General features: G+C 41.5%; 15 protein-coding genes and 3 pseudogenes. 7 read left to right on the top strand and 11 right to left on the bottom strand.

All coding sequences use genetic code 11. From position 1 onward, the window contains the following. Positions 1 to 99: 99 nt before the first annotated feature. A pseudogene (locus Xentx_RS14420) lies at positions 100 to 819 on the top strand (IS110 family RNA-guided transposase); the annotation flags it as partial. Positions 820 to 1,368: 549 nt separating this feature from the next. Here the strand turns inward: Xentx_RS14420 and Xentx_RS14415 are convergent. The 3 genes and pseudogenes from Xentx_RS14415 to Xentx_RS14405 all read right to left on the bottom strand — a co-directional run bounded on the left by Xentx_RS14415 (position 1,369) and on the right by Xentx_RS14405 (position 6,185). Beyond that, complete coding sequence (locus Xentx_RS14415; protein WP_074020960.1) at positions 1,369 to 3,465, bottom strand: peptidase domain-containing ABC transporter; 2,097 nt, start codon at positions 3,463 to 3,465, stop codon at positions 1,369 to 1,371. Further along, positions 3,458 to 4,732 carry an HlyD family secretion protein gene (locus Xentx_RS14410; protein ID WP_074020958.1) on the bottom strand — a complete coding sequence of 425 codons (1,275 nt, stop codon included), beginning with the start codon at positions 4,730 to 4,732 and terminating at the stop codon, positions 3,458 to 3,460. Before Xentx_RS14410 ends, Xentx_RS14415 begins: the two co-directional genes overlap by 8 nt. Before the next feature lie 429 nt (positions 4,733 to 5,161). Then, positions 5,162 to 6,185, bottom strand: a pseudogene (locus Xentx_RS14405) (IS110 family RNA-guided transposase). A gap of 1,272 nt (positions 6,186 to 7,457) precedes the next feature. On the opposite strand from Xentx_RS14405, the gene Xentx_RS14395 reads away from it, so the two are divergent. After that, positions 7,458 to 7,787 carry an E492 group microcin gene (locus Xentx_RS14395; RefSeq protein WP_074020955.1) on the top strand — a complete coding sequence of 110 codons (330 nt, stop codon included), beginning with the start codon at positions 7,458 to 7,460 and terminating at the stop codon, positions 7,785 to 7,787. Positions 7,788 to 7,816: 29 nt separating this feature from the next. Here the strand turns inward: Xentx_RS14395 and Xentx_RS14390 are convergent. The 4 genes and pseudogenes from Xentx_RS14390 to Xentx_RS14375 all read right to left on the bottom strand — a co-directional run. After that, a pseudogene (locus tag Xentx_RS14390) lies at positions 7,817 to 8,017 on the bottom strand (hypothetical protein); the annotation flags it as partial. A 221-nt stretch (positions 8,018 to 8,238) separates the two neighbouring features. Further along, positions 8,239 to 9,219: a ParB/RepB/Spo0J family partition protein gene (locus Xentx_RS14385; protein ID WP_074020953.1), complete on the bottom strand. Its 981-nt coding sequence runs from the start codon at positions 9,217 to 9,219 to the stop codon at positions 8,239 to 8,241. Beyond that, positions 9,209 to 10,426, bottom strand: a complete 1,218-nt coding sequence (locus Xentx_RS14380; RefSeq protein WP_074020952.1) for an AAA family ATPase — start codon at positions 10,424 to 10,426, stop codon at positions 9,209 to 9,211. The genes Xentx_RS14385 and Xentx_RS14380 overlap by 11 nt, the downstream gene beginning before the upstream one ends. A gap of 450 nt (positions 10,427 to 10,876) precedes the next feature. Next, positions 10,877 to 11,143: a helix-turn-helix domain-containing protein gene (locus Xentx_RS14375; RefSeq protein WP_074020950.1), complete on the bottom strand. Its 267-nt coding sequence runs from the start codon at positions 11,141 to 11,143 to the stop codon at positions 10,877 to 10,879. Between the two features lie 1,230 nt (positions 11,144 to 12,373). Here Xentx_RS14375 and Xentx_RS14370 point away from each other — a divergent pair. After that, entirely contained in the window at positions 12,374 to 12,637 is a 264-nt protein-coding gene (locus Xentx_RS14370; protein WP_074020948.1) for a RepB family protein, read from the top strand. A 387-nt stretch (positions 12,638 to 13,024) separates the two neighbouring features. Further along, complete coding sequence (locus Xentx_RS14365) at positions 13,025 to 14,239, top strand: hypothetical protein (protein WP_074020947.1); 1,215 nt, start codon at positions 13,025 to 13,027, stop codon at positions 14,237 to 14,239. Here Xentx_RS14365 and Xentx_RS14360 read toward each other — a convergent pair. Further along, complete coding sequence (locus tag Xentx_RS14360; protein WP_074020945.1) at positions 14,139 to 14,780, bottom strand: recombinase family protein; 642 nt, start codon at positions 14,778 to 14,780, stop codon at positions 14,139 to 14,141. The two genes, Xentx_RS14365 and Xentx_RS14360, sit on opposite strands and share 101 nt — an antisense overlap. A 169-nt stretch (positions 14,781 to 14,949) precedes the next feature. Between Xentx_RS14360 and Xentx_RS14355 the strand changes: the two genes are divergently transcribed. Next, positions 14,950 to 17,922 (top strand): Tn3 family transposase, encoded by a 2,973-nt coding sequence (locus Xentx_RS14355; protein ID WP_074020944.1) that lies wholly within the window; start codon positions 14,950 to 14,952, stop codon positions 17,920 to 17,922. A gap of 444 nt (positions 17,923 to 18,366) precedes the next feature. Here Xentx_RS14355 and Xentx_RS14350 read toward each other — a convergent pair whose 3' ends face one another. Together Xentx_RS14350 and Xentx_RS14345 are read right to left on the bottom strand one after the other, a co-directional pair. Further along, on the bottom strand, positions 18,367 to 18,900 hold the full coding sequence (locus Xentx_RS14350) for a tail fiber assembly protein (RefSeq protein ID WP_074020942.1): 534 nt from the start codon (positions 18,898 to 18,900) through the stop codon (positions 18,367 to 18,369). Beyond that, positions 18,900 to 19,214, bottom strand: a complete 315-nt coding sequence (locus Xentx_RS14345; RefSeq protein WP_074020940.1) for a hypothetical protein — start codon at positions 19,212 to 19,214, stop codon at positions 18,900 to 18,902. Before Xentx_RS14345 ends, Xentx_RS14350 begins: the two co-directional genes overlap by 1 nt. A gap of 595 nt (positions 19,215 to 19,809) precedes the next feature. Between Xentx_RS14345 and Xentx_RS14340 the strand changes: the two genes are divergently transcribed. Both Xentx_RS14340 and Xentx_RS14335 read left to right on the top strand, forming a co-directional pair. After that, positions 19,810 to 20,505 (top strand): Thoeris anti-defense Tad2 family protein, encoded by a 696-nt coding sequence (locus Xentx_RS14340; protein ID WP_083600988.1) that lies wholly within the window; start codon positions 19,810 to 19,812, stop codon positions 20,503 to 20,505. A gap of 627 nt (positions 20,506 to 21,132) precedes the next feature. Next, a complete protein-coding gene (locus Xentx_RS14335) occupies positions 21,133 to 21,333 on the top strand; it encodes a hypothetical protein (RefSeq protein WP_074020937.1) in 201 nt (66 codons plus the stop codon). Between the two features lie 346 nt (positions 21,334 to 21,679). Here the strand turns inward: Xentx_RS14335 and Xentx_RS14330 are convergent, their stop codons facing one another. Next, entirely contained in the window at positions 21,680 to 21,925 is a 246-nt protein-coding gene (locus Xentx_RS14330) for a hypothetical protein (RefSeq protein WP_244149870.1), read from the bottom strand. Positions 21,926 to 22,010: the final 85 nt, after the last annotated feature.

Here is a 22,010-nt window from a genome sequence, read left to right as displayed (position 1 = left end):
CACCCCATAATGTCAACGCTTGAATCTTCAATATCCTACTTCAACAATTAAGTGCAGTCGACTTTTGACATTCTGTGCAGTCGCCTTCTGAAAATGACAGCTATCTGTGAAGCTGCTTCACGGCCATCAATGCGTTTTGTTCAGCCCAGAACAGAAGCCCAACAAGCCATGCGCGCCCTGCACCGTGTCCGGGAATCACTAGTCCGGGATAAAGTCAAAACCACCAACCAGATGCAGGCTTTCCTGCTTGAATTTGGTATCAGCATGCCCAAGGGGATTGCCGTGATAAAACGGCTCTCTGCTGTGCTGGCTGAACATGAACTTCCCCCTTATTTGGTGCAGGTATTACTGCGGTTACAGGCACATTATCACTATCTGGTTGAGCAAATCACCGAGATTGAAACTGCTCTATCACAGGAGGTTGCTCAGGATGATATCGGACAACGGCTGATGACGATCCCCGGCATTGGCCCCATCACGGCGAGTGTGCTTTCCTCACAACTGGGCGATGGGAAACAATACGCCCACAGCCGGGATTTTGCAGCCTCGACGGGATTGGTGCCCCGCCAGTACAGTACCGGAGGAAAGACAACCTTATTGGGGATCAGTAAACGGGGTAACAAGACACTCCGACAACTGTTGGTGCTCTGTGCCCGAACGTTCATACTGCATATCGAGCATAGAAAGGGCAAACTGGCTGACTGGGTTAAGCAGCAACTTGAACGAAAACATTCTAATATTGTAGCCTGTGCATTGGCTAATAAACTTGCCCGGATAGCATGGGCTATTACAACACAACACACGGTATTTGAAGCTTAAATCAAGCCTGTTGTGAACAAATTTGAAACGAGACCCCACAGGTTTTGCGAAGACTGATAATTGATGACATGAACGGCCTACCGGCCTGATGAGAAACCTAGCGTAAAAATTGGCTCCTTGAAGCCGGCACACTTTTAAGGTTCATCAGGCGCGGAACTCATCGAGGCGCAGGCTCCTTGCCTATAGTGACGCCGGATAGATTTAAGCAAGCCCAAAATTCATCAAAATGAGTGTTGCAAAAACGAGGGCGACCATAGAATTTTTATGCTCTCGTAAATTGGCTACCTAATTTTTGGCTATTTAAATTGACCGCTTAAAGGTGTTTACTGTTCCGTTACTCCCGAAACCCCAAAAGTAACTTTGAACCCTATCGGGGGATGGGCAAAAATAGCCCAATCCTCGACAGGATTTTTATGCTCTCTGTGAGAGGATAGCGGGAGTGATCCCGTTTTCTACTCGATATAATAAAAACGATATGTTACCCGACCAAGGTTAATGCGACAGAACCACAAAACTTGCTGTGCTTTGCAAGGTGAGTACACCATGAGCTTACAGAGGGATGACCCTATCAACTGAAGCAATAGTTGATTCCCTATGAGCAATGATTACTCGGGTAATATTTAATTGTTTTATCGCTTGATTTACGAAATTCTCACTTTCTTTGTCCAATGCACTGGTTGCTTCATCCATAAACAATATACTGGGTTTACGATAAATCGCCCGTGCAATAAAAATACGCTGCTTTTGTCCACCTGATAATCCTTCACCTAACTCACCTATTAGTGTTTCATAGCCCATCGGTAGCGCTGTAATAGTCTCGTGAATATAACTGGCCTTAGCACATTCTGTCATCCATGTCTCATCTATTTCTTCAGAAAAACCACAAATATTTTCCCGTATTGAACCCGAAAATAATTTATCATCTTGCATCACACACCCGATCATCTTACGGTAGTTGTTAATTCCCAGCTGCTGAATTTCAATTCCGTCAATGAGCACCTTTCCTGAACTCGGTTCAAATAATCCGCACAGTACTTTCATTAATGTAGTTTTTCCCGCGCCTGAAGAACCGATAATTGCTATACTTTCTCCTGGCAATATAGTGATATTTTTTTTGCTGAAAATAGCCTTAGATTGACTGTCATAGCTGAAACTGAGCTCCTGTGTTTCTAATGACACGGGGAACATTGCTGCCTGATAAGGCTTCTCGGGTTTCTGAGATTCCTGTTCACTGAGAGCAATATCTGCAACACGTTCGTTATGCAAGCTCATCATACGTAATTTAAGTAAAAAGTTGGTCAGTGAAAAAACTCGCGCAGAAAATTGGCTGCGGAACGCCCCAAACGCGACAAACATCCCAATAGTCATCTGATTCTCAATAACTAAACTAACTCCTAACCATAAAATCAATATTTGATCAGTGACTGTAATAAATGTATCAACTCCGCCAAAAAAAAGATCCATCTTAATAATTTTTATATTTGTGTTGATCGCATCAATTTTCAGATTAATCCAGTCAGTACTGCGCCGCTTACCCATCGCTTGCGTTTTGACGGTTGCTATACCATATAGTGTTTCCATGAAATAAGAACTGGCACGAGCATCTCTGACCAGTGACTCTTCAGATAGCTGACGATAGTAATTGTAAGTAAATAGACGAATCAAGATATAAGTGGCCGTAAATCCCAATACAACCCATGTTAAATAACCGCCATATAATAACAACATGGTGAATAACCCGATTACCATAATGCTGTCCATAATGGCACCAACGACACTGGTTGTGAATGTCTCACGCAGTGCATTTAAAGATGCAAAGCGGGATTGAATCTCTCCGAGCTTACGTCTTTCAAAATAATCCAGTGATAACCCCAATAGGTGCTTAAATAATCCTGATTGCCACTGTATATTGATAAGTGTTGCCATTACTAGTGATGACCAGGCACGAACCATACTCACTGCGGCATTTAACAGAATAAGCAATGTGAGCCCTGAACATATAAGAGTTAATAGCCCTTTATCACTCGCAGGGATAACATGATCCATAGCCAGCTGCGTTCCTATAGGTAACACAAGGTTAATGGTTTCAATCACAATTGACAGGAAAAAAATTTTTACCAGAGCGCCTTTGATGCCATGGATGCTAGAAATCAAGGTTTTTAATTGAATTAAGCTCTTATTTTTTTCTTTGGTAAATTCACTATCTGGCCAAACTTCAAGCGCAACACCAGTAAATGATTGTGACATTTCCGCCAGACTGACGACTCGACGTCCTTGAACCGGATCATGGATCACAAAAAAATTCTTTTTTACACTAACTAGCACAACAAAATGGTTGAAGTTCCAATGAAGAATACAAGGTGTTCTTAGGGAGCTAATTTCATCCAAATCCAATGATAGGGCGCGACTTGCCATATTTAACTGGTCAGCAATGTCTTTCACTCCTGCCAATGTAGTACCATGTCCTGATAGATTAAATTTTTGTCTCAACGTTATCAGATCTATATTTTTACCATAATGCCCCGCTATCATTGCGAGGCATGCCATCCCACATTCTGATATTTCTGTTTGATGAATAACTGGTATACGATAGCGTAATCCAATATCCAATTTACCTAAGAGGGATTTCAATGTAATGCTACTCACTGACTGGTCCTTGTACGCTGTGTTTCATGTCATAAAATGGTGACAACATCCATTGATAAATTTTTCTTTTTTCGAGAAATAAGGTGGCTTGTGCTTTCATGCCATTTTCCAGTGGCATAGATTTATCTCTATAGTGAATGTGCTGATATTCAGGTTTAACAATAACTTTATAATAAGGTATAGAAAGACCTTGGGTATTCTTAGGGGAACCTTGATAAGTAAGCATTTCTTGATAAGAAGCTGGAATCTTAGATATTAACTCAATAGTAGCTGCAAACTGACCAAATTTTTCAGCGGGAAAAGCCTCGTAACGGACATTAATTCTATCTCCAATTGAAATATAGGGAATGGCCTCATTAGGAACCCAGGTAACCAAATAGTAATTTGTTATTTTTTCAGGAATGATCTGTAACAAACTATCTCCCACATTTACCATTTGACCAATTGTTAGACTCAATGAGTCTATTTTTCCATCTGATAAAGCACGGATAATAATCTCACTACCGGCATCCGTATTTACCCGCTCTTTTTGTAATTCATATTTTTGAATCTCCATCTGATATATGCGGTTATCAAATTCCGCGGCTTGTGTTTGAGTCTGACTTTCTAAACTTGTTATCTCTAATAAATTCTGTTTATTCTGTCCACTTAGATTTAACAGATTGTTCTGTTGTTGGTAGTAATTTGATACCTGATTAGTTAACTGGTCCTTATTAATTAGACCTCTGGCTTGATAATTTCGATAATTATCCATATTGTTTTTGGCTATTTTTATACCTTCTTCAGCTCTTTTAATTATCTCAGATGAGTTTTTAAATGCCTCAGTATATTGTTTTTTTTGTTTTTCTAATGTTTCGAGTGTAATTTTTTTATTTTCTTTAAGCCGTGCAATCATCCCATCAATCTTTGTCAATTGGTTTATAATATCTTTTCTCTGATTGTCACTGACAACCCCACTGAGCGTGCTTTTACCAACATCAACTTGATAAATTGGCTGACCTTTTTTTACTATTTGTCCTTCGCTTATAAATTGTTTTACCACAAACCCCTGTACTCCAGAATAAACACTTACTGCCCTAGGATTGGTGGTAATTTCTCCAGTAACACTTACTCTTCTTGTATATGTACCAAAAATAATAAATATAAGAAAAGCAACAAGAAAAAAAACACTGAATATACTAACTAACCAAGGGGATACGCCTGGTAGCAAAATGGTTTTTCCCCTCCATTTTTTTTTCCGACTCTCAATAGCCTGCTGACGAAACAATGAAACCTCCAAATGACAATTATGATATTAAAATTTCTTGCATTCACATAAATAAGCTACCGTCTTTATTGTCAAGTTTTGATAGCATAGTTTTCATCATATGATTGCTGGGTATTTAGTACTCCATAGCGCAAGTGAACTAATCTACGCATCACATCTCATAAATCCTACAGCACCAGAAAGAATTTTTAACTTACTTTGTAATCATTTTTTCATTATTTTTGTTCCCTAAAAATAGCTATTAATTACTTTGAAAAATACCTTATATGCCAAAGCATGAGGAGGATTTTTAGTAGAAGCATGAACTGATACAACCTACTAATAATTAAGTATAACTCGTGTAATTATCAACCTAATAGTCATATAAGGCCAGATAACCGTTTAGCTCATCAACTGAAGTCAATTTTATTGAAAATGAAACAAATTTATTTAGGCAAAGGCCTTGCTCACCTGGAACACGTTATTATTAACCATGATTGACCAGCATATTCTGGCGCATTTATTGGCGTAAGTGACACACGCTTTATTAAACCCCCGCCGGTTAACCAAAGACTGCATCCAGTCACCCAGTGCATCGTGCCGTAACGTTCTGCGTTGCATGGCTGCTCTGGCATCATGAATTAAAATACAACGCAAGTATCGATTACCATTTTTGGTGATTTTACCTAATTGTGTTTTCCCACCACTACTTGCTTATCGGGGAACCAACCCTAGCCAAGCCGCCAGTTGCCTGCCGTTATTGAATTGCTTTCCATCACCGACATAAGCGATAAATGCAGAGGCGATTAGGGGATCAATGCCGGGAATAGATTGTAATTGCTGCCACTGCGCCGTTTGTGATGATAGCAATTTGAGGGTTTCTTCTATTTCCTCTGTTCGTTGGTGCAATATCAGCCAGTCTTCATAAAGTTGTTTAAAAATCCTACGTGTAACCACCGTTAATCCATTACTAGCATCCTCAAGTGCTTCATACAGCGATTGTCTCAGGGCAGCAGCGTTGCGGAAAAACGATGCCATATTCTGCCGCCAGTCCTCTGATTTGGTTAGAGGTGGCAACGCGTTTCTGAACTAATGACTGTCGCACATTATGGAGAGCACAAAGGTCTTGTTGAGAAAGGTTTTTCACTGGCACAAAATGCATATCAGGCCGATTCGCAGCCTCACAAATTACCAGAGCGTCATTAGCATCATTTTTATGGTTTTTGACGAAAGCTTTAACGTGATGAGGGGGGATAAGGCAAACCTCAAAGCCAAGATGCCCAACCATCCGTCCCCAATAGTGGGCAGTGCTATAAGCCTCCATCGCAACCAAAGTCCCGGGTTCCATTTGTCTGACAGCATCCAGTAACCGATTGCGAGTCATTTTTTTATTAAAGACAAGGTGATTACCGTCGAGCAAACAGAGCTGAAAGACCGATTTTGCTAAATCAATACCAAGAATTTTATTACGCATGATGGACGCTCCCGTAAAATGAGTATGCTATTTCATTTTGGTACAAATGACGCCATGTGGGACGTTCATCTCATCAGATTGTATCATTATTATGAGTATCATCTTTATAAATATTTATTGATCTTGACAGTATCGATTATTTTATATAAGGCAATGCAATTCAGTCAAATAAATTGAAGTATTTTAATATGAAAATACTTATTATTGAGTACATAATGGGATTAAATTTGTATTTAACCAAAGGTAAGTTTCTCACAATCTAAATTAACTATTTAATAGACCCTGCTCATTAGGATTAGATCTCGTACCTTAAACAGGGTTATTTGCGAAAATATCACTCTATTTTCGCATAAAAAATATATATGGCAGATATCGAAACATCTCAATAAAACTGCATTGAGTGTGAGAAATAACCAATATCAGTTCAATGGTTATTTTTCCACAAAGTGGAGTCCTGCTCTGTTCATAGGTTTGTGTAATTTCTTGTTTTTGGGTATGTATTAAATGGTTAAGTCTCCCATTAAATACATGCCACAGAATATGCACAAGATTACACCATTTTCAATAGCAGGAATTGGGTACAGAGTGACAGTTTTAAAATAAAAAAATGAGCATGATATAAATGAGGTTTGATATACCTGTTGTCTTTCAAGTTGTCGTTTTTTTTGGCTGCACTCACACACACCAGTCACATCGTTATCTATGTTCCCGGGGATTCATTCCCTTGCAGCCTCGTTGCATCTTGAAACCCATTGGGTACAGGGCGCGAGCATACTTTGATTAATATTCGTACTTAAAATGTTGATATCGTTCTTTAACTCTTTGGTTGGCTATAAAAGTTTAAAGAACTGTATTTTTGATTAAATATAGCTCGACAAAAACACTGCTAAAGTTGTTTTTTTAAAAATAATAACCTATAAAAGGCAGCTAAAATAGTGTGCTCGCGCCCTGCCATTGGGTATATAATATCTATTATATCTTGACAAGGAGGAATAATGAGTTTTTTTCCTTTTGGTTTCGCTCCGATTTTTCTTTCAATTATGGGATATATAATTTACCTATATAAACGAAAGAATAAAATTAACATTAGGAAGCAAATAGTATTTTTGTCGTTACTATCTTTGTTTGTTTGTTTTTTTTACCCATTAAGCAGTATTTATATTACTCATAATTGCAATCTTTTTGATGGATTTGTATTATTATGCTTTATCTCATCATTAGTCTCTATTGCAATAAATTTACTTATACTCTTTATATATAAAAGGATAAAACATGAAAACATTATCACAAAATGAATTAAACTTTATTTCAGGGGCTGGTGATTCTGTTGATCAAGCTAATGATAAACTTATCAGTGATTTAGGTAAAAATATAGCTTGGGGTACAGGTTTAGGTGCAATCACTGGAGGTCCTGTTGGGGCTGCTGTGGGCGCAGTAGGCGCAGCTGTTCAAACAGTAGTTCAAGAAGCGATTAATCACGGTCCAGTAAACGTCCCTATTCCTTCTATTCCTATGAATCCATCCTGGACTATGGATAGTAATGGTTTATTTAATGGGATGACCTTTTGTCAGATGAAAGATATGCCTGAGGACTGCATGTAAAAACAGAAGCACTCATAAGTAAAATTTTCTCATAATATTAGGGTGTGTTGATGTTTCATGTTCATTATCCAATCAACCCACATTGATAGCCAGACAATAATAAACGCCAGTGCCTGCATACTGGCGTAATTTCGTTCAAGCTTGTCGTACCTTGTTGCTATGGCACGAAAATGTTTTATTCTAGCAAACGCATTTGCTACTAAATGTTGGTAACGGTATAAACATTTATCGTAAGCGCCCAATTAAGCAGTGCGGTTTACATGTGTAGTTTCGTATCGGGTCACATGCGTTGTAAATTTGTTACCTTATTTAATTTCAACAGCTTCTTCAGTTCTACTTTTTAGGTATCCGTTAAGCTATCTTCTGCGATGAAATTTTGGCGATTTCACTCTGAAATTCTTCAAGTAAATTAGAATAAATTTATCTGTTACAAGTTAAATCGGCTTAAGAATTATTTGTCTGAATTGAAGTATTTTTTCATTAACACCTGAATCATTTTTTCCAGTTCTTCCTCAAATTCTTTTGGTACGCGATTAAATTCAAAGCTCACAGATCTATCTTTAACTCGTTTGCGGGCAAAAGAATCCTTATCTTTGAAGTCCCAAAGGGAGCTTACCTGCTGCTTTTCTACTGCGGTTTTTTTTGCTTTGTTGCTGCTAAAATCTTTAAACAGCTTGATGATGATAGACTTCATTTCGTCGGAAGCAACCAGCTTGGTTTTGTTCATATTCTGGATTTCATCACGCACACAGCTAACAACTTCATCAATCGAAAGTTTATTTTTCTTTATGTCAACGGTGACGTCCAAAAGCGCTTTATAATCTGCGTAACTCAATTCTGCCATAATAGGGAACACGGCAACAATATTGCTAGGCACTGAAGCGCACTGGATTGCGCGAGTCACTTTGGCTTGTGACATGTTGTTAGATTCAGCAATTTCTTTTTGGGTCATCCCCCCTTCCCGTAATCGGATCAGACGCAGACCGACTTCACGAATGTTGTGTTCTCTTGCAGTCTGGATATCTGCGGCAAGTTGTCTTGCGTCATCGGTGCTTATGTTTGTGTTCGTGACTAAGATATCTAAACCTACACCACAGAAAATAGCAGCAGCACGTCTGCGAGAACCATCCAGAATCTCTATCTTGCCATCAATACGACGGCCTATTGCCGGGAAGAACTGTTGAAGATTGATAGTACGTATGATGTCGCTGACAGATTCTTTTGTCAGTGCGCTTTGATCCCGGCCGTTGACCCAAAAATTAACGGTCGTTTCAGACTCCAGTTTATTGGCTGGAATGTGCTCTAGTTGAAACATGACTGTTTGTCCGGAAGCAAGTGTGAAACGCTGTTCTGTAGTTTGGTTTACTGCCGGTGTTTCCAAGGATACTGAATTGAACGTTCTTCCGATAGTTGGACGTTTTTTATTTTGCATTGTTGCCTCTGTTAGCTCTGATGAACTCAATACGGTCAAAAACTGCTTTGGCAAAGTCTTCTGCTGCTCCTTTCGCATTCTTTAATGCTTCCCCACTGCCGATATACGTGGCAGGGTTTGCGGAAATAACGGTGTCAAAGGACTCACCGCAACGCTCGAACCCATCCAGTCGCGGGATAGAAAAATCAAGCATGTCACCACCAAAAATTTCTTTTGCCAGGCTATGGCACAGCTTGTGATCGGTCTTATTCACTAGTTTGGACATAAAACCGATGTTACCTCTGAGGCGAGTTGATGCGCCTGTCGATTCGATTATGTCTACCAGCTCCGGCAAGCGAGCTAGATATTTCAGTGTACTGTGGAAATCCACTTGTGCAGGTGGAATTGGCGTCATCAGAAAATCTGCGGCTGCGATCGCGTTAGAGAGGAAGGAGTCCAAGTGTGGCCCACTGTCAATAAAGATGAAGTCGTAATCGTGTTTCACTTTATCGATGATATTCTCGCGCAGAACGGTATAGATGTTCTGGTTTGGCAGGTATTCTGCACAAAGTTCTTCCCAACGTGATGCAATGAATGCGTCTTCAATGGATGCTGGGATAATGTCTACGCCAGAAACAACTGAGGATGTGATAAATTCAGACAGTAACTCTTCGCGTGAAACGTTTTGCAGCATGGCTTGGGCTGATGTTGTATCAACAGAGCCGATCGACTGCTTATGATCGAGGAACATAGTTGCCGATGCCTGTGGGTCAAGGTCGATGACCAAGATCCTAAGGTCTTCGAAAATCAGGTGTGGGTGAGTACGTAATGCATGTGCCAGGGAAACTGTACTGACGGTTTTAGATACTCCGCCCTTCAAATTCCCGATAAAGAAAGTCAAAGCTTCGTGATAGCGATCCCGGTATTTGGGTACGCCTCTGTGATGGTATAAATCTATGATGTTCTCAATGGTCATTGCGTACTTGGATGAAGAGCCTGCTTGCTTCTTGCCAAATACATATCCCTGTCCTTCCATTTCGTTAACGGCATAATCCACGCTTGCACGCGTTAACTTTGGTAATTTTGCGAGAGCCGCTTTTGAATACGTTTGGTAATAAGTTGTTTTACTCAGCTCCTGCTTTTGGCTTTGGATTTGATCGCTGAGTGACTGGAGTAGACGAACTGACCTTTGCGCAACCTTGTCTAATTGTTTATAGGGTTCATTCATATCTTTACTCTATATGTAGGTTTTTTGATTTTATTTAAATATCCTACATAAAATAATAAATGTAAAATTTTTTAATTGAAAAACGCTTTATTTTGCTTATTTTTCTCCATAGATATTTCATTTTTATCTTATTGTTTTAAATCATTTTTAATGAAAAATTTCAGGGTGAAATCGCTAGAATTTCGCATCAATTTCAGAGGGGGGATAGAATTTTGTGTTCTGGCTTAACCTGCTTATCAGGAGGGCTATTGAGAGATCATAAAATTCCACATGAAAAAGGTGAGCTGGTAAACATAGAAACGGGGATATGGTTTTAGATAGCACGCAAAGTCAAAGTAAACCAAAAAAGCCGTGGAGTTTAAAAATGGCTAAATCAGGCTGCCATTTAAATCTCACGGCTTCATATCAAAATTTATCATTTTCACAAACTGGCTAAAAAACAAAGGTGGGTTATTTCTGTGGTTTGTTGCGAATTTTACGCTCAATAAGTTGACCACGCTGATCAAAATAACGGCTAGGCCAAATCTCTGAGGGATGGATGCCGAGATAATTTGCGATGATCCATTCACCTTTAGGCCACGGTCTGCTGAATGCATTTGCGAGTGTTGATGAGCTGAGTCCCGTTTCTCGGGAGAGTGCTGCTAAGGTTGTACCGCGTTTACGTAATGCAGCAATAATGTCGGCCTGATGCCAGTCATTTCTAACATTGTTATTCATTCCTGCTACCCCTTTCCATTAATTAATATTGATGGTGGCGATCCAGACAGGGTTTGCAATACCGGGACACTCATCCGGCGAGGTCGAAACCTCCCCTGCCTGAATCCCCATAGAAAAGGCGAACGCAGGCACACTGGTAGAAATATCCTACCAGTGAAGTGTCCACAGGGTTGCAAATCCCTGACCATTGGTATTTGCCAATGGCGGGAATACTTTAACTGATTGTTTTAGCTTACTCAATAACTAAACCGCTAAGTTTAACGGCTATAATTCCTCTCAAAAGCGCACAAACTCAGGGAAGAAAACGGACGGCTAAATCAATCTTTGTTATTTATTCTCGTTCGTGATCACTTCGCTATCCGTATTTCCCCTTTGTTTTCAGACTCATTTTACTTATTTCGAAACATTTTCCCTGCGTGTCGGTTAGGTTCACCGTTCCGTGGTGCGTCAGATAATGTGTAGCAGGGCGAGGGTTATGTTGAGTTTTTGCAGGAGTTCGCTGCGTGCTCAGCACGGCGATGGTTTACTCCCCGTTCAGTGCCTGATTCAATCAGGATGAATGCCTCATTATTCGTGACGTGTGATATCTCCTTTCTTTACTGCATCGGCCTATTACAAGGCGGTGAGTGAAAAACAAACGAAATAAGTGAATTAAGGCAGAAAAATGCCAATGAAAAGTGGTGACACTGAGTAGTACGGGGTTCAAATCGGTCGTAAAGCCAGACCGGACGTGCTCTGGACGTTGATCACCTGGCGGCGTCACTTGGTAATCGCTTCGCTTAAACGCAAGTGACGCCGCGAAGTTTTCGGGACGTTTATTGTGCGTGACTTAAAGCGTAGGTAAAAGTCGTATAAGGTAAAACGGTTATGGTGACCGTAGCAGGATATTGCTCAATGTATGTGATAAGCCTGTCTGGTGTATAAAGTGACAGGATAACTTTCATCGTCAGACGATATCTGCTTCCAAAAGTGTGCAGATGTACCGCTATTTTGCTCTCCCTTTCAGGCTACAGGAGTTTTATTTCGCCACCCGAAGGCGATCCTGATAGGCGATGGATCGTTTTTGTAGAAAAAATATTAACGGTTAGGTAAGAAGACGTCAAACTGTTGCTGTGACTTTTACCTCAATTTACCTGTGCATTGTTCGGGAATAACCCATATTAACTGGTTATGATATATACTGATTTATTCGCCAATAAGTAGATTTTGAATTATATGCATGGGGGTTCTATGCCACAAACAAGTACTGCTACTTCTTCTTCAAAACGCCCATACAGAAAAGGTAACCGATTAACTGGGATTGAAAGACAGCAGGCTTTTATTGCTCGTCGTAAAGCTGCAAATGATAAATCTATTAGAGTATATGTATCTAATGAACTGAAGCTACAGTTACAAAAAATGTGCAAAGTAGAGGGAGTATCTCAAGGTGAGATGATTAGTCGCTTAATCGAACGAGCCAGTGCGGATCACAGTACTAATGATGTTAAGTCATAACTTTCTTGAGAGTTTATTCTTCCGGTGCTAGTATGAATATTGTTTAATTTTTGTTTACTGATTTTATTTTTTTGATAAATTTAGATAGAGTATTGGTGAGAACAAAAGCAATTATAAAGGTTTATTGAATTTTTTGTTTCACAGTGCTAGCTTATCAGGGTTTTTCGTTGGTCAGTCACGCCGAAAGGTGACTAAATGCGGGCAGTTAATAACGTGATTAACTAACCGCTAAAAAGAAGAAACCCCACAATCTGTATCAAACTTGGCGGCTTGCATCAGATATATGGGGCCCACTTGCAGAAATCGAATTAGTGGTTTCTGCATAGGAGTATAGAACGATGAAACTTCTATTGCAACCTTTTAACCCCCGCCATAAGTGCAGGGGATGTGTTTAAAAATCAACACACCCAATCAACATTTGATCTCTCTGTTCGTCGTAGCCGGCGTGGTGAATCCAACGCTTTACGTCGGGGGCAGCCTAAAATCCATCGGCGCAATATCCCGAAACAGGACATCAAAATCCCAACAGGAACGCCTGCTCGGTTGTCTCGTACCCTAAAAAGTCATGACTGGCGGCGGGATAGAGCTCTTATCGCGCTTCGTCAAAAGGGCTATACGCCGTATTCCGAGCGAAAAAATCCGCACTATGTGCCAAAACCCATGCGTATCAGTACACGCTCTGAGAGCCGTGAAGCATTAACTTCGTTGTCGCTGGCGTTCGTGGCGAATGCGGATTTTTTCCCCGGTCATGATTATCTGTTTGAAGTGATGGTGCCCTTTGAATTTATTGCTAAAGCAATGGGAGTATTGCATGAATATGATAACGGCCGTAAATCGTATGATGTGGCACTTCATGCTTTGTCTGTTCTTGAGCAACTGGAGCAAATCGTTGTTCATAGGGATAAAGACAGGGATGCTGGCCAAAATAAGCCCGTGCGGATTTGGTTGAAACCGGAATTTTTTATGTCTAAAGGTATTCCGTGTGACGAAATCCGGCGCAGCTTGATTGACTTCCAAAACTGGGCAATTAAAAGTGGTCAGCTTGAAAATCTGGAAAAAAAATACCAGCGTCATTTATTGAATATGGTGCGATTAGGCATTGATATAGAAAGCAAACACGCGCTGCGTCAGCTACTGAAAAAGATTAAACGCTCAGTGGTTGCTCCGGATTTACAGGAACAGAAAGTTGAAGCACTCAAACAAATTGAAGATAGTATTGAGTTGTTAGATCGTAAAAAATCAAAAAATCTGGACGCCGAACTAGATAGAACGCAACGTTCGGTCGATAGTTTGCGAAAGAAAGATAAATCAGATTCAATTTACTGGCGTATGTTTGTTGAATGGCAAAAAACAACAACACCGGTTGCTGTCTATTATGCAAAAACTAAATTAAAGGCACAGTATCCTCACGTAAACGAATATTCGGAGCAATTTTATCGATTGTTACTTGAACAAGGGGTCAGTTTGGATATCGAAAATTATTGTACGTTAAGTCTGCTTTTTAATCAGGCACCACTTCTTTATAAAGAGCCTGTATACGGCAAACCTGAGAAATGCTGTAACCTGTCGCTTCTGCGGTTTCGCGGATACTCAGTTTTTTAACTTGTCGGTAATACAGCACTTTCTGGTGTCTTTCTTTGTCAGCCTGCTTTCCCCGATACTTGCCCAGTGTATGTGCCCGTTCAATCCCTTGTTTTTGTCGCTGGCGACGACTCAGCCAGTCTTTATGCGACATCGCGGCCATCAGGTCTATCAGCATATTATTGATAGCGGTAATTACAGCGCGAGTAACCGGATCGTTTTGTGAGGGGTCTTGATCCGATAGTGCCTGCCATGACGTAGGAATATCCAGGCTGACAATGCGTAGTTCGTGCTGTTCAATCTGTCTTTTCAGCGTCAACCAATCATGGTTACTCAACCGGGTTAACCGGTCTATTTGTTCGAGCAGTAAAATGTCATTTTGATGACTGTCCATCAGTAAACGTCCCAGCTCCGGTCTATCGAGTTTTGTACCACTGACATTTTCCCGATAGTAACTGGCAATCTTATGTCCCCGTTCCTGAACAAACTGTTCCAGCATTTCTTTTGCCCGATCAGCAAACTGGTCTGCTGTTGATGCTCTTAAATAAGCCCGGATAAACATTTTTTTCACCGCGTTATCGCATTTAGATTATTGCGTTTATTCTATCGCATATAGGTTATTTCATTAACGGGTCGTTCGCCTATTTTTGACTATATTATAAGGGTGTACCCTTATGCGATATCCAGTTTTGTTAAAAATACCGTGCTGAATAATTTACGAGGAAAACTATATGGCAAGGAGGCAGATTCTTTCTCTGTCTGAAAGAGAATCATTACTGGCATTACCGGACGATGAGTTAACGCTGACCCGAATGGCGTATTTTAGTGAACATGATCTGGCGCTTATCAGTGCTCACCGTAAACCCGCCAGCCGTTTTGGTTTTGCCGTCCTTCTTTGCTACCTGAAAAATGTCGGCTTTGCCCCAGATAAAAAAATTCCACCATCTGATGCACTGCTGAAGCATATCGCCAGCAGGCTAAAACTCACCGGGGATCTCTGGCCTGCTTACCTTTCCGGCAGGGATACAACCCGGCGTGAGCATTTAACCGAACTGTACCGCTATCTTGGCGTAAAGGCGTTCACCGGCAAAATACAGCAGGACTGTATTACACACCTGCTGTCGATGGCGACTCGCACCGATAAAGGTATTCTCCTGGCCGAAGAGTTACTGGTCTATCTCCGGCAGAACAACGTGCTAATCCCCGCGATTGATGTCGTGGAGCGTACCTGTGCGGAGGCCATGGCAGGCGGCGATAAAATCGTATTTCAGACCCTGAATACCCCGTTAACTCCGGCTCACAGGGATGCCCTGGATCGTTTACTTGAGTCCTCAGATAATCAATCTTCCAGGCTGACATGGCTTCTGCAACCGCCGGGTAAAATCAATGGTAAGAACGTGCTGCAACACCTTGATCGGCTCAGTAGCATTGAATCCCTGGCATTACCGGAAGGTATAGATCGTACCATTCACCAGAACCGGTTGCTGAAACTGGCGCGGGAAGGCCGAAAGATGAGTAGCCGGGATTTGACCCGATTTTCAGCAGCCCGGCGTCATGCGATCCTGGTGTGCGTGCTGGAAGAAGCCAGAGCCACACTGACAGACGAAGTGATTGAGCTGCATGAGCGAATGCTGAACAGCCTTTTCAGCAAAGCCAAAAGAACACAGGCTGAGCGTCTTCAACAGACCGGAAAGCTGATCCAGTCAAAACTGAGGCAATACATCGATGTCGGTTTGGCACTGTCTGAAGCCCGTGATTCCGGTGGCGATCCATGGCTCGCAATAGAAAATATACTGCCATGGCCTGAATTTGTCGCCAGTCTGGAGGAAACACGCCATCTCGCCAGGAAAAATAATTTTGATCCGCTGCATATTATTACCGAGAAATACAGCACATTACGGAAATATGCCCCGCGCATGTTGTCCGCTTTACAGTTAGTCGCAACCCCAGCAGCGCAACCTCTGGCTGATGCGCTGGCTGTGATCAAAGATATGTACCGGAAGCAGTCACGTAAAGTTCCGGCGACAGCGCCGCTTGAGTTTGTCCCTGAAAGTTGGCGCAAAGTGGTGATTACACCTGCGGGTATTGACCGGCAGTACTATGAGTTTTGTGCGCTCAGCGAGCTTAAGGGTGCGTTGCGCTCCGGGGACATCTGGGTTAAAGGCTCACGCCGCTACAAAAACTTTGATGATTACCTCATTCCCAAAAAGGACTTTGACAAACTCACACCGGCGCTGCCACTGCCCGTATCTGCTGATTATAGTGAGTACATTACCAGCCGTATGACCCTGCTTCAGTCTAAACTTGAAGAGGTCAATGCCATGGCTACCCTTGGTGAGCTGCCCGATGTGGAAATATCTGACAGGGGCGTAAAAGTCTCTCCGTTGGATAACTGCGTCCCGGTGCAGGTTTCACCGCTGGCAGAGCTGGTTTACAGCATGCTACCGCGCCCTAAAATCACGGAAATTCTCGATGAGGTAAACAGCTGGACGACGTTTACCCGACATTTTTCGCATATAAAAAATGACATTACCCGTCCCGATTCCCGCCTGCTTCTCACCACCATCCTTGCGGATGGCATCAATCTTGGTCTGACCAAAATGGCGGAAGCCTGCCCCGGAAGCACCAAATCATCACTGGAAGATATCCAGGCATGGTACATCCGCGACGAAACCTATTCAGCCGCCCTCGCAGAGCTGGTGAACGCGCAGGGGAAAAGGCCGTTGGCGGCATTCTGGGGAGACGGGACAACGTCATCATCAGATGGACAGAATTTCAGAACAGGCAGCTCAGGCCGCTATGCAGGGCAGGTTAACCCGAAATATGGGCAGGAGCCTGGACGTCAGTTTTATACCCATATTTCGGATCAATACAGCCCGTTTTACACCTGCATAATCAGTCGGGTCAGGGATTCAACCCATGTGCTCGATGGCTTGCTGTACCACGAAAGTGACCTGGAAATCAGGGAGCATTACACCGATACCGCGGGTTTCACCGATCATGTCTTTGCCCTGATGCATCTGCTGGGATTTGCGTTCTGTCCGCGAATCAGGGATCTCCACGACAAAAAGCTGTTTATCAAAGGGAAAGCGGACCAATACCCGGCGCTTCAGTCACTGATATCAACAACCAGCCTGAATCTGAAAGAGATCGAAATTCACTGGCGTGAAGTACTGCGTCTGGTCACCTCAATAAAGCAAGGAACAGTGACGGCATCCCTGATGTTGAAAAAGCTTGCCAGCTATCCCAAACAAAACGGGCTGGCCAAAGCACTGAGAGAAATTGGCCGCATTGAGCGAACCCTGTTTATGCTCGACTGGTTCCGCGATCCTGCACTGCGTCGGCGGGTACAGGCGGGGCTGAATAAAGGTGAAGCCCGTAACGCGCTGGCGCGTGCGGTATTTATGCACCGGCTGGGAGAAATCAGGGACCGAAAACCGGAAAATCAGAGCTATCGCGCCAGTGGGCTGACGCTGCTGACGGCGGCGATCTCTCTGTGGAATACCGTGTATATGGAAAGAGCGGTCGATGCCCTGAAGCGTAAGGGGCTGAAGATCAACGAACAACTGTTGTCGCATTTGTCCCCGTTAGGCTGGGAGCACATAAATCTGACAGGCGATTATATCTGGAAAAGCAACCGGCTTCCGGCTTCCGGTAAGTTTCGTCGGCTGAGGCCAGCTAAAGTCGAAAGGGTCAAAAAATAGCCTTAACGTACAATAATTTTCGATATCCAAACTGACCCCTGCTGTATCTTGCGTAGGGCGTCCATCTGCTGACGGGTCAGTAAGATGGCCTTGTTATCGATTTTCATACTTACACCTCAATTGCTGATAATTTATACAGCTATATTATTGCAATATATGCAATAAATCAAATTAATGATGCAAAATAAGAAATAATAAGATTCACTATAAATTAAGGACAGGCAGGAAGCGGCAATATCATGTGATACCGCCGTTTGATGAGGCTTATTATTCATCAGGTAAAGCCTTCATTCTGACACTGGAAACATGAGAACAGGATACTGACAAATCTTTGCTTTTTAATGCCCGTTCTGTAGGTGGTGCGGGTATGTGATATTTACGAAGGGTATTAGTTAGACGTCCGTGTCTAGTTGGTATACAGCTAATACATAGCTACATACCTTGTCATTCCTTCGGTTGTTCCGGCCATACGATATCAGGTGCAGTAGTGCAATCTATCCGATTGAGTAGTATTCGGTAACGTTTCCATTTTGTTAGTTCAGTAATTTCCTGAACTGTTGATATATCAAGCTCTACAGCATCTTCTAAAGGCATAATTACAGCATTCGCTTTACTCAATAATTTTTTCTTATGTTCATATGCATGAGCAATAAGTTCATCTTGAGTATAGCTCCGCAACTTAATGCTACCATTTGAATACTGCCAATTTCCCAGAGTATCAATGTTATCAGGTAATAATTCAACTTCAACAATGCTTCCGTTTTCAGGGCATATTGTTGAAGCATCCTTACTTATCGCAACAATTATACCATTAGAGTCGTACTTTATTTTATACGTGTCATTATTGAATTTCGAAATACATGCATACCAATCTTGATTGTCCTCACTGCGATAAAATATTGCTTTATATCTTTTTTCAATTTCTTCTTCATCTTCATTACTTGGAGGATATCTGGAGAATTTTCTGAAGTGTAACATTATATAAATCCTATATTATACCAAACTCCATTAACTAATTTTTGCAATGGACGCCGATAAACAGAATCAATATATTTATCAGAATTATGATTAATAACACCAGTAATAACATATGGTGGAAAATCAGAAAATCCATATGATTTCCAAACTGACGCGCTTTCCACTGAACCTAAGCGAATATCTTGGATATATTTACCATCAGCATCAAGCTTAGCGAAACGCTCATCCATCAAAGAAGTTACTTCTTCAATTGCTCTTTTAACATCTTCTATTGTTGGAGCCACTACAGAGATATTGCTGTCTTGAGTACTCATATTCATTCCCTCATCTAATCAACAATACAACATTGCTAAATAACATGAAGGCGGTGGGAGACTTCTCCGCCGGTGAACATCAATAAAAGGGTTCATCAATACGAGAAAGTACGGCTTGAATTCAATTTGAGGCATGTTTTGATGGTAGGATGGCATAGAATAGCAGGCGGGTCATTAATAAAATTCTCTTCACTATTGATGGAAATTAACGAAATAAAAAGGCTACATAGATTATTAAATAATCAGATATGGGAATTCCCATAACGAAACAAATTCAAGTGGTTATATCAGGGTTGGGTAGCGCCATATACCATATTTAAATCAGTGTGTTAGGTGTGATTTTGGTTGATATGAGCAGCATCTCGATCCCTACAAATTAAGTCATACCAGCACCAAACTTCAAATATACACCTCACTGAATCACGCATCATCTTTCAAATTATAAGCCTTGCTATAGTCGTAATCCGATTGAGATGAAGATTTGACCTCAGTAAGGTTTCTGGTGCGTTAACAGTAGGATGAAATGACCTTTAACGAATAATAAAGTGAGGTGTTTATGTCTAATGTTAATAAGCTGGATAGTACGCAATGTTAAATTAACCCTGACCAATACAAAATTAAGATTGATACAGTAACTGCACCAGTTGGTTCCTGTCCGTGGGCAATAATTCAAGTATATTTGGGGAATAAGTTGCATCGTAGTGATTGGGACACCCCTAATGAGTACATGCGTCTTACTTCCAAAAAACAGGGTAATGATTCTGTTTATATTGAGAAAAGAGATAAACATGGTACTTGGTTTTCTTGGCAGCCCACACCAGAAGATTTGATGGCTTGCGATTGGATATTGTTGTCTGAAGTAAAACCAGTTGAATGTATGCTGTCTTTTGATCTTGAGATAGGGACTGGCCAATATAGTAGCGGTCAGGGTCAGGGTCAGGATTGGGGATATTTGACCAAGGGTGGACATGTGTGGGCAAGTCAACCTACTTTTGGTACTCTGACTAATCTTCAAAGCACTATAGGTATTAGAAGCATCTTGACATTTTATTATGAAGAAGCCCCAATCGGTACTTTTTATACTATAGAATTGCAAGTTGACACCCAAAACCAACCGAACTTAGGGAGTAAAACTCTTGAAGTGACGGTGAATGGTTCAACTTATAATCTGGGTACCGCTGGTAATTCTACAACTGATTTCAACTATACCTCTGACGGTGCAAAACAACTAGGCGATCTACTGAAACAAAACGTAGGTAATACACTGTCTTTTTGCCTCAACTGGAAATAAATCCACGTACTGAATTCAAGGCTGCTTAATGCCTGTCTCTTATACACAATTTTGTATCCTGCTGTTTTTTATATGAATTATTTTAAACTTATCGAGACAACGTTGGGAAATATTTCCTTTAAAATCAGTTGAGTATATTTATCAAATTACAGTCATTTACTCGTGATTTGAGATGTGACTAAAAGACAGGCTTAATGCGGCCTTTTTCACAAAATCCACCTTTAACTCATTGATATCCCTTATCTCCTGCATGGTGCAGGTTTAGTACCATGTCATGCTTCCGTTTGAAACGTAGGCATGGAAATAAACTCAGAGGCTACCCTCTTTAAGAGGGTTGGTTAAAAGTAGCTCAGTATGTTTGATATACCTACCTGCTGCCGTAGTCCTCACTTTGGCTCAGTTCTAATCAGTCAAATTTTAGTCCTATGAACCCACAGAAAGCTGCGGGTTAAAATCCGACCAATATTGTATAACTCAATCCTGAACCACCTGCGGCAACTGTAATGATTTCCGTTATGGTTGGATAGGACGTGCTGATCTTCCCGATTTGAAATCGGAGAAACATTGCCTCCCAGAGCAAATACTCTTCGCATTCAAAGTTACAAAACCAAAACTCAGGCAAGCCAAATGATAACATTTGATAACGTTAATGCTGAGAAGGCAGAAAGTGATTCTGCACACACCCAAGCCAGCACAATGATAAGTTTTGATAAGGTTGATGCTTTTCTCTGCACCCTACTTCAAAGAAATAGCACAAGCGAAATCCTAAGAAATCTTAAGGTAAAAGCCTCTTTTGGCAGACCAATCAGGCAGATCACTAATCGCTAAATCCTAACAAGTCTTAACATTAAAACCGTTTTACGGAGTATTGCAAACTCGTTCCGTACCTGTAACCTGCTGCGCAATACTGCGCAATACTGCGCAAACTCAGGCCACATCTGCGCAAGCAAAGTGCGCAAAGCAATAAACTGCGCAAAATGATACCCAAGAAAAGCCGGGGTATTCAGCCATTGCGCAGAATGAAACGGCTAAAACTGCGCAGTAAGAAGCGACGGAAAACGCGGGTATTCAGAGACTGTTGCGCAGAACGGGGGCAAAATGCGCAAGAAAACGCAGGTATTTTAAAGTGATACTGGAGTCGCCAATTTATCAGCGGCTCTTTATCCGTTTATAATTATTCTGTTTCTCTAAATATCGTGACTTGGAAAGTTTCTAACGCCTCCGCAATACCCCGAATATTCATCGCTAACTCATCTCGTGCCGCTGTCTTCATGAATGCGGCTATAAGCTCTGGGTGCTGTTTGGCATACCCTTCACCGAACAAAGCATCTATTTCTGTGACTGCTCTTTCCATCCAGTACGCCGCTGAATTAGCTGCCTGTCTTTCAATCGTTGTTGCATCTAACATAACGTACTCCATTTAAGTTAATCATTGTTTAAGCTGAATGAATATCGTTTCGGCAAAAATCATATATAGATAGGCGAATAGGGGTTGTCTCGGTTGT

It is taken from the genome of Xenorhabdus thuongxuanensis, from assembly GCF_001908095.1.
Taxonomy (GTDB): domain Bacteria; phylum Pseudomonadota; class Gammaproteobacteria; order Enterobacterales; family Enterobacteriaceae; genus Xenorhabdus; species Xenorhabdus thuongxuanensis.
Note: the sequence above shows the minus strand (reverse complement) of the source record. Positions and strands in the feature narration are given on the sequence as shown.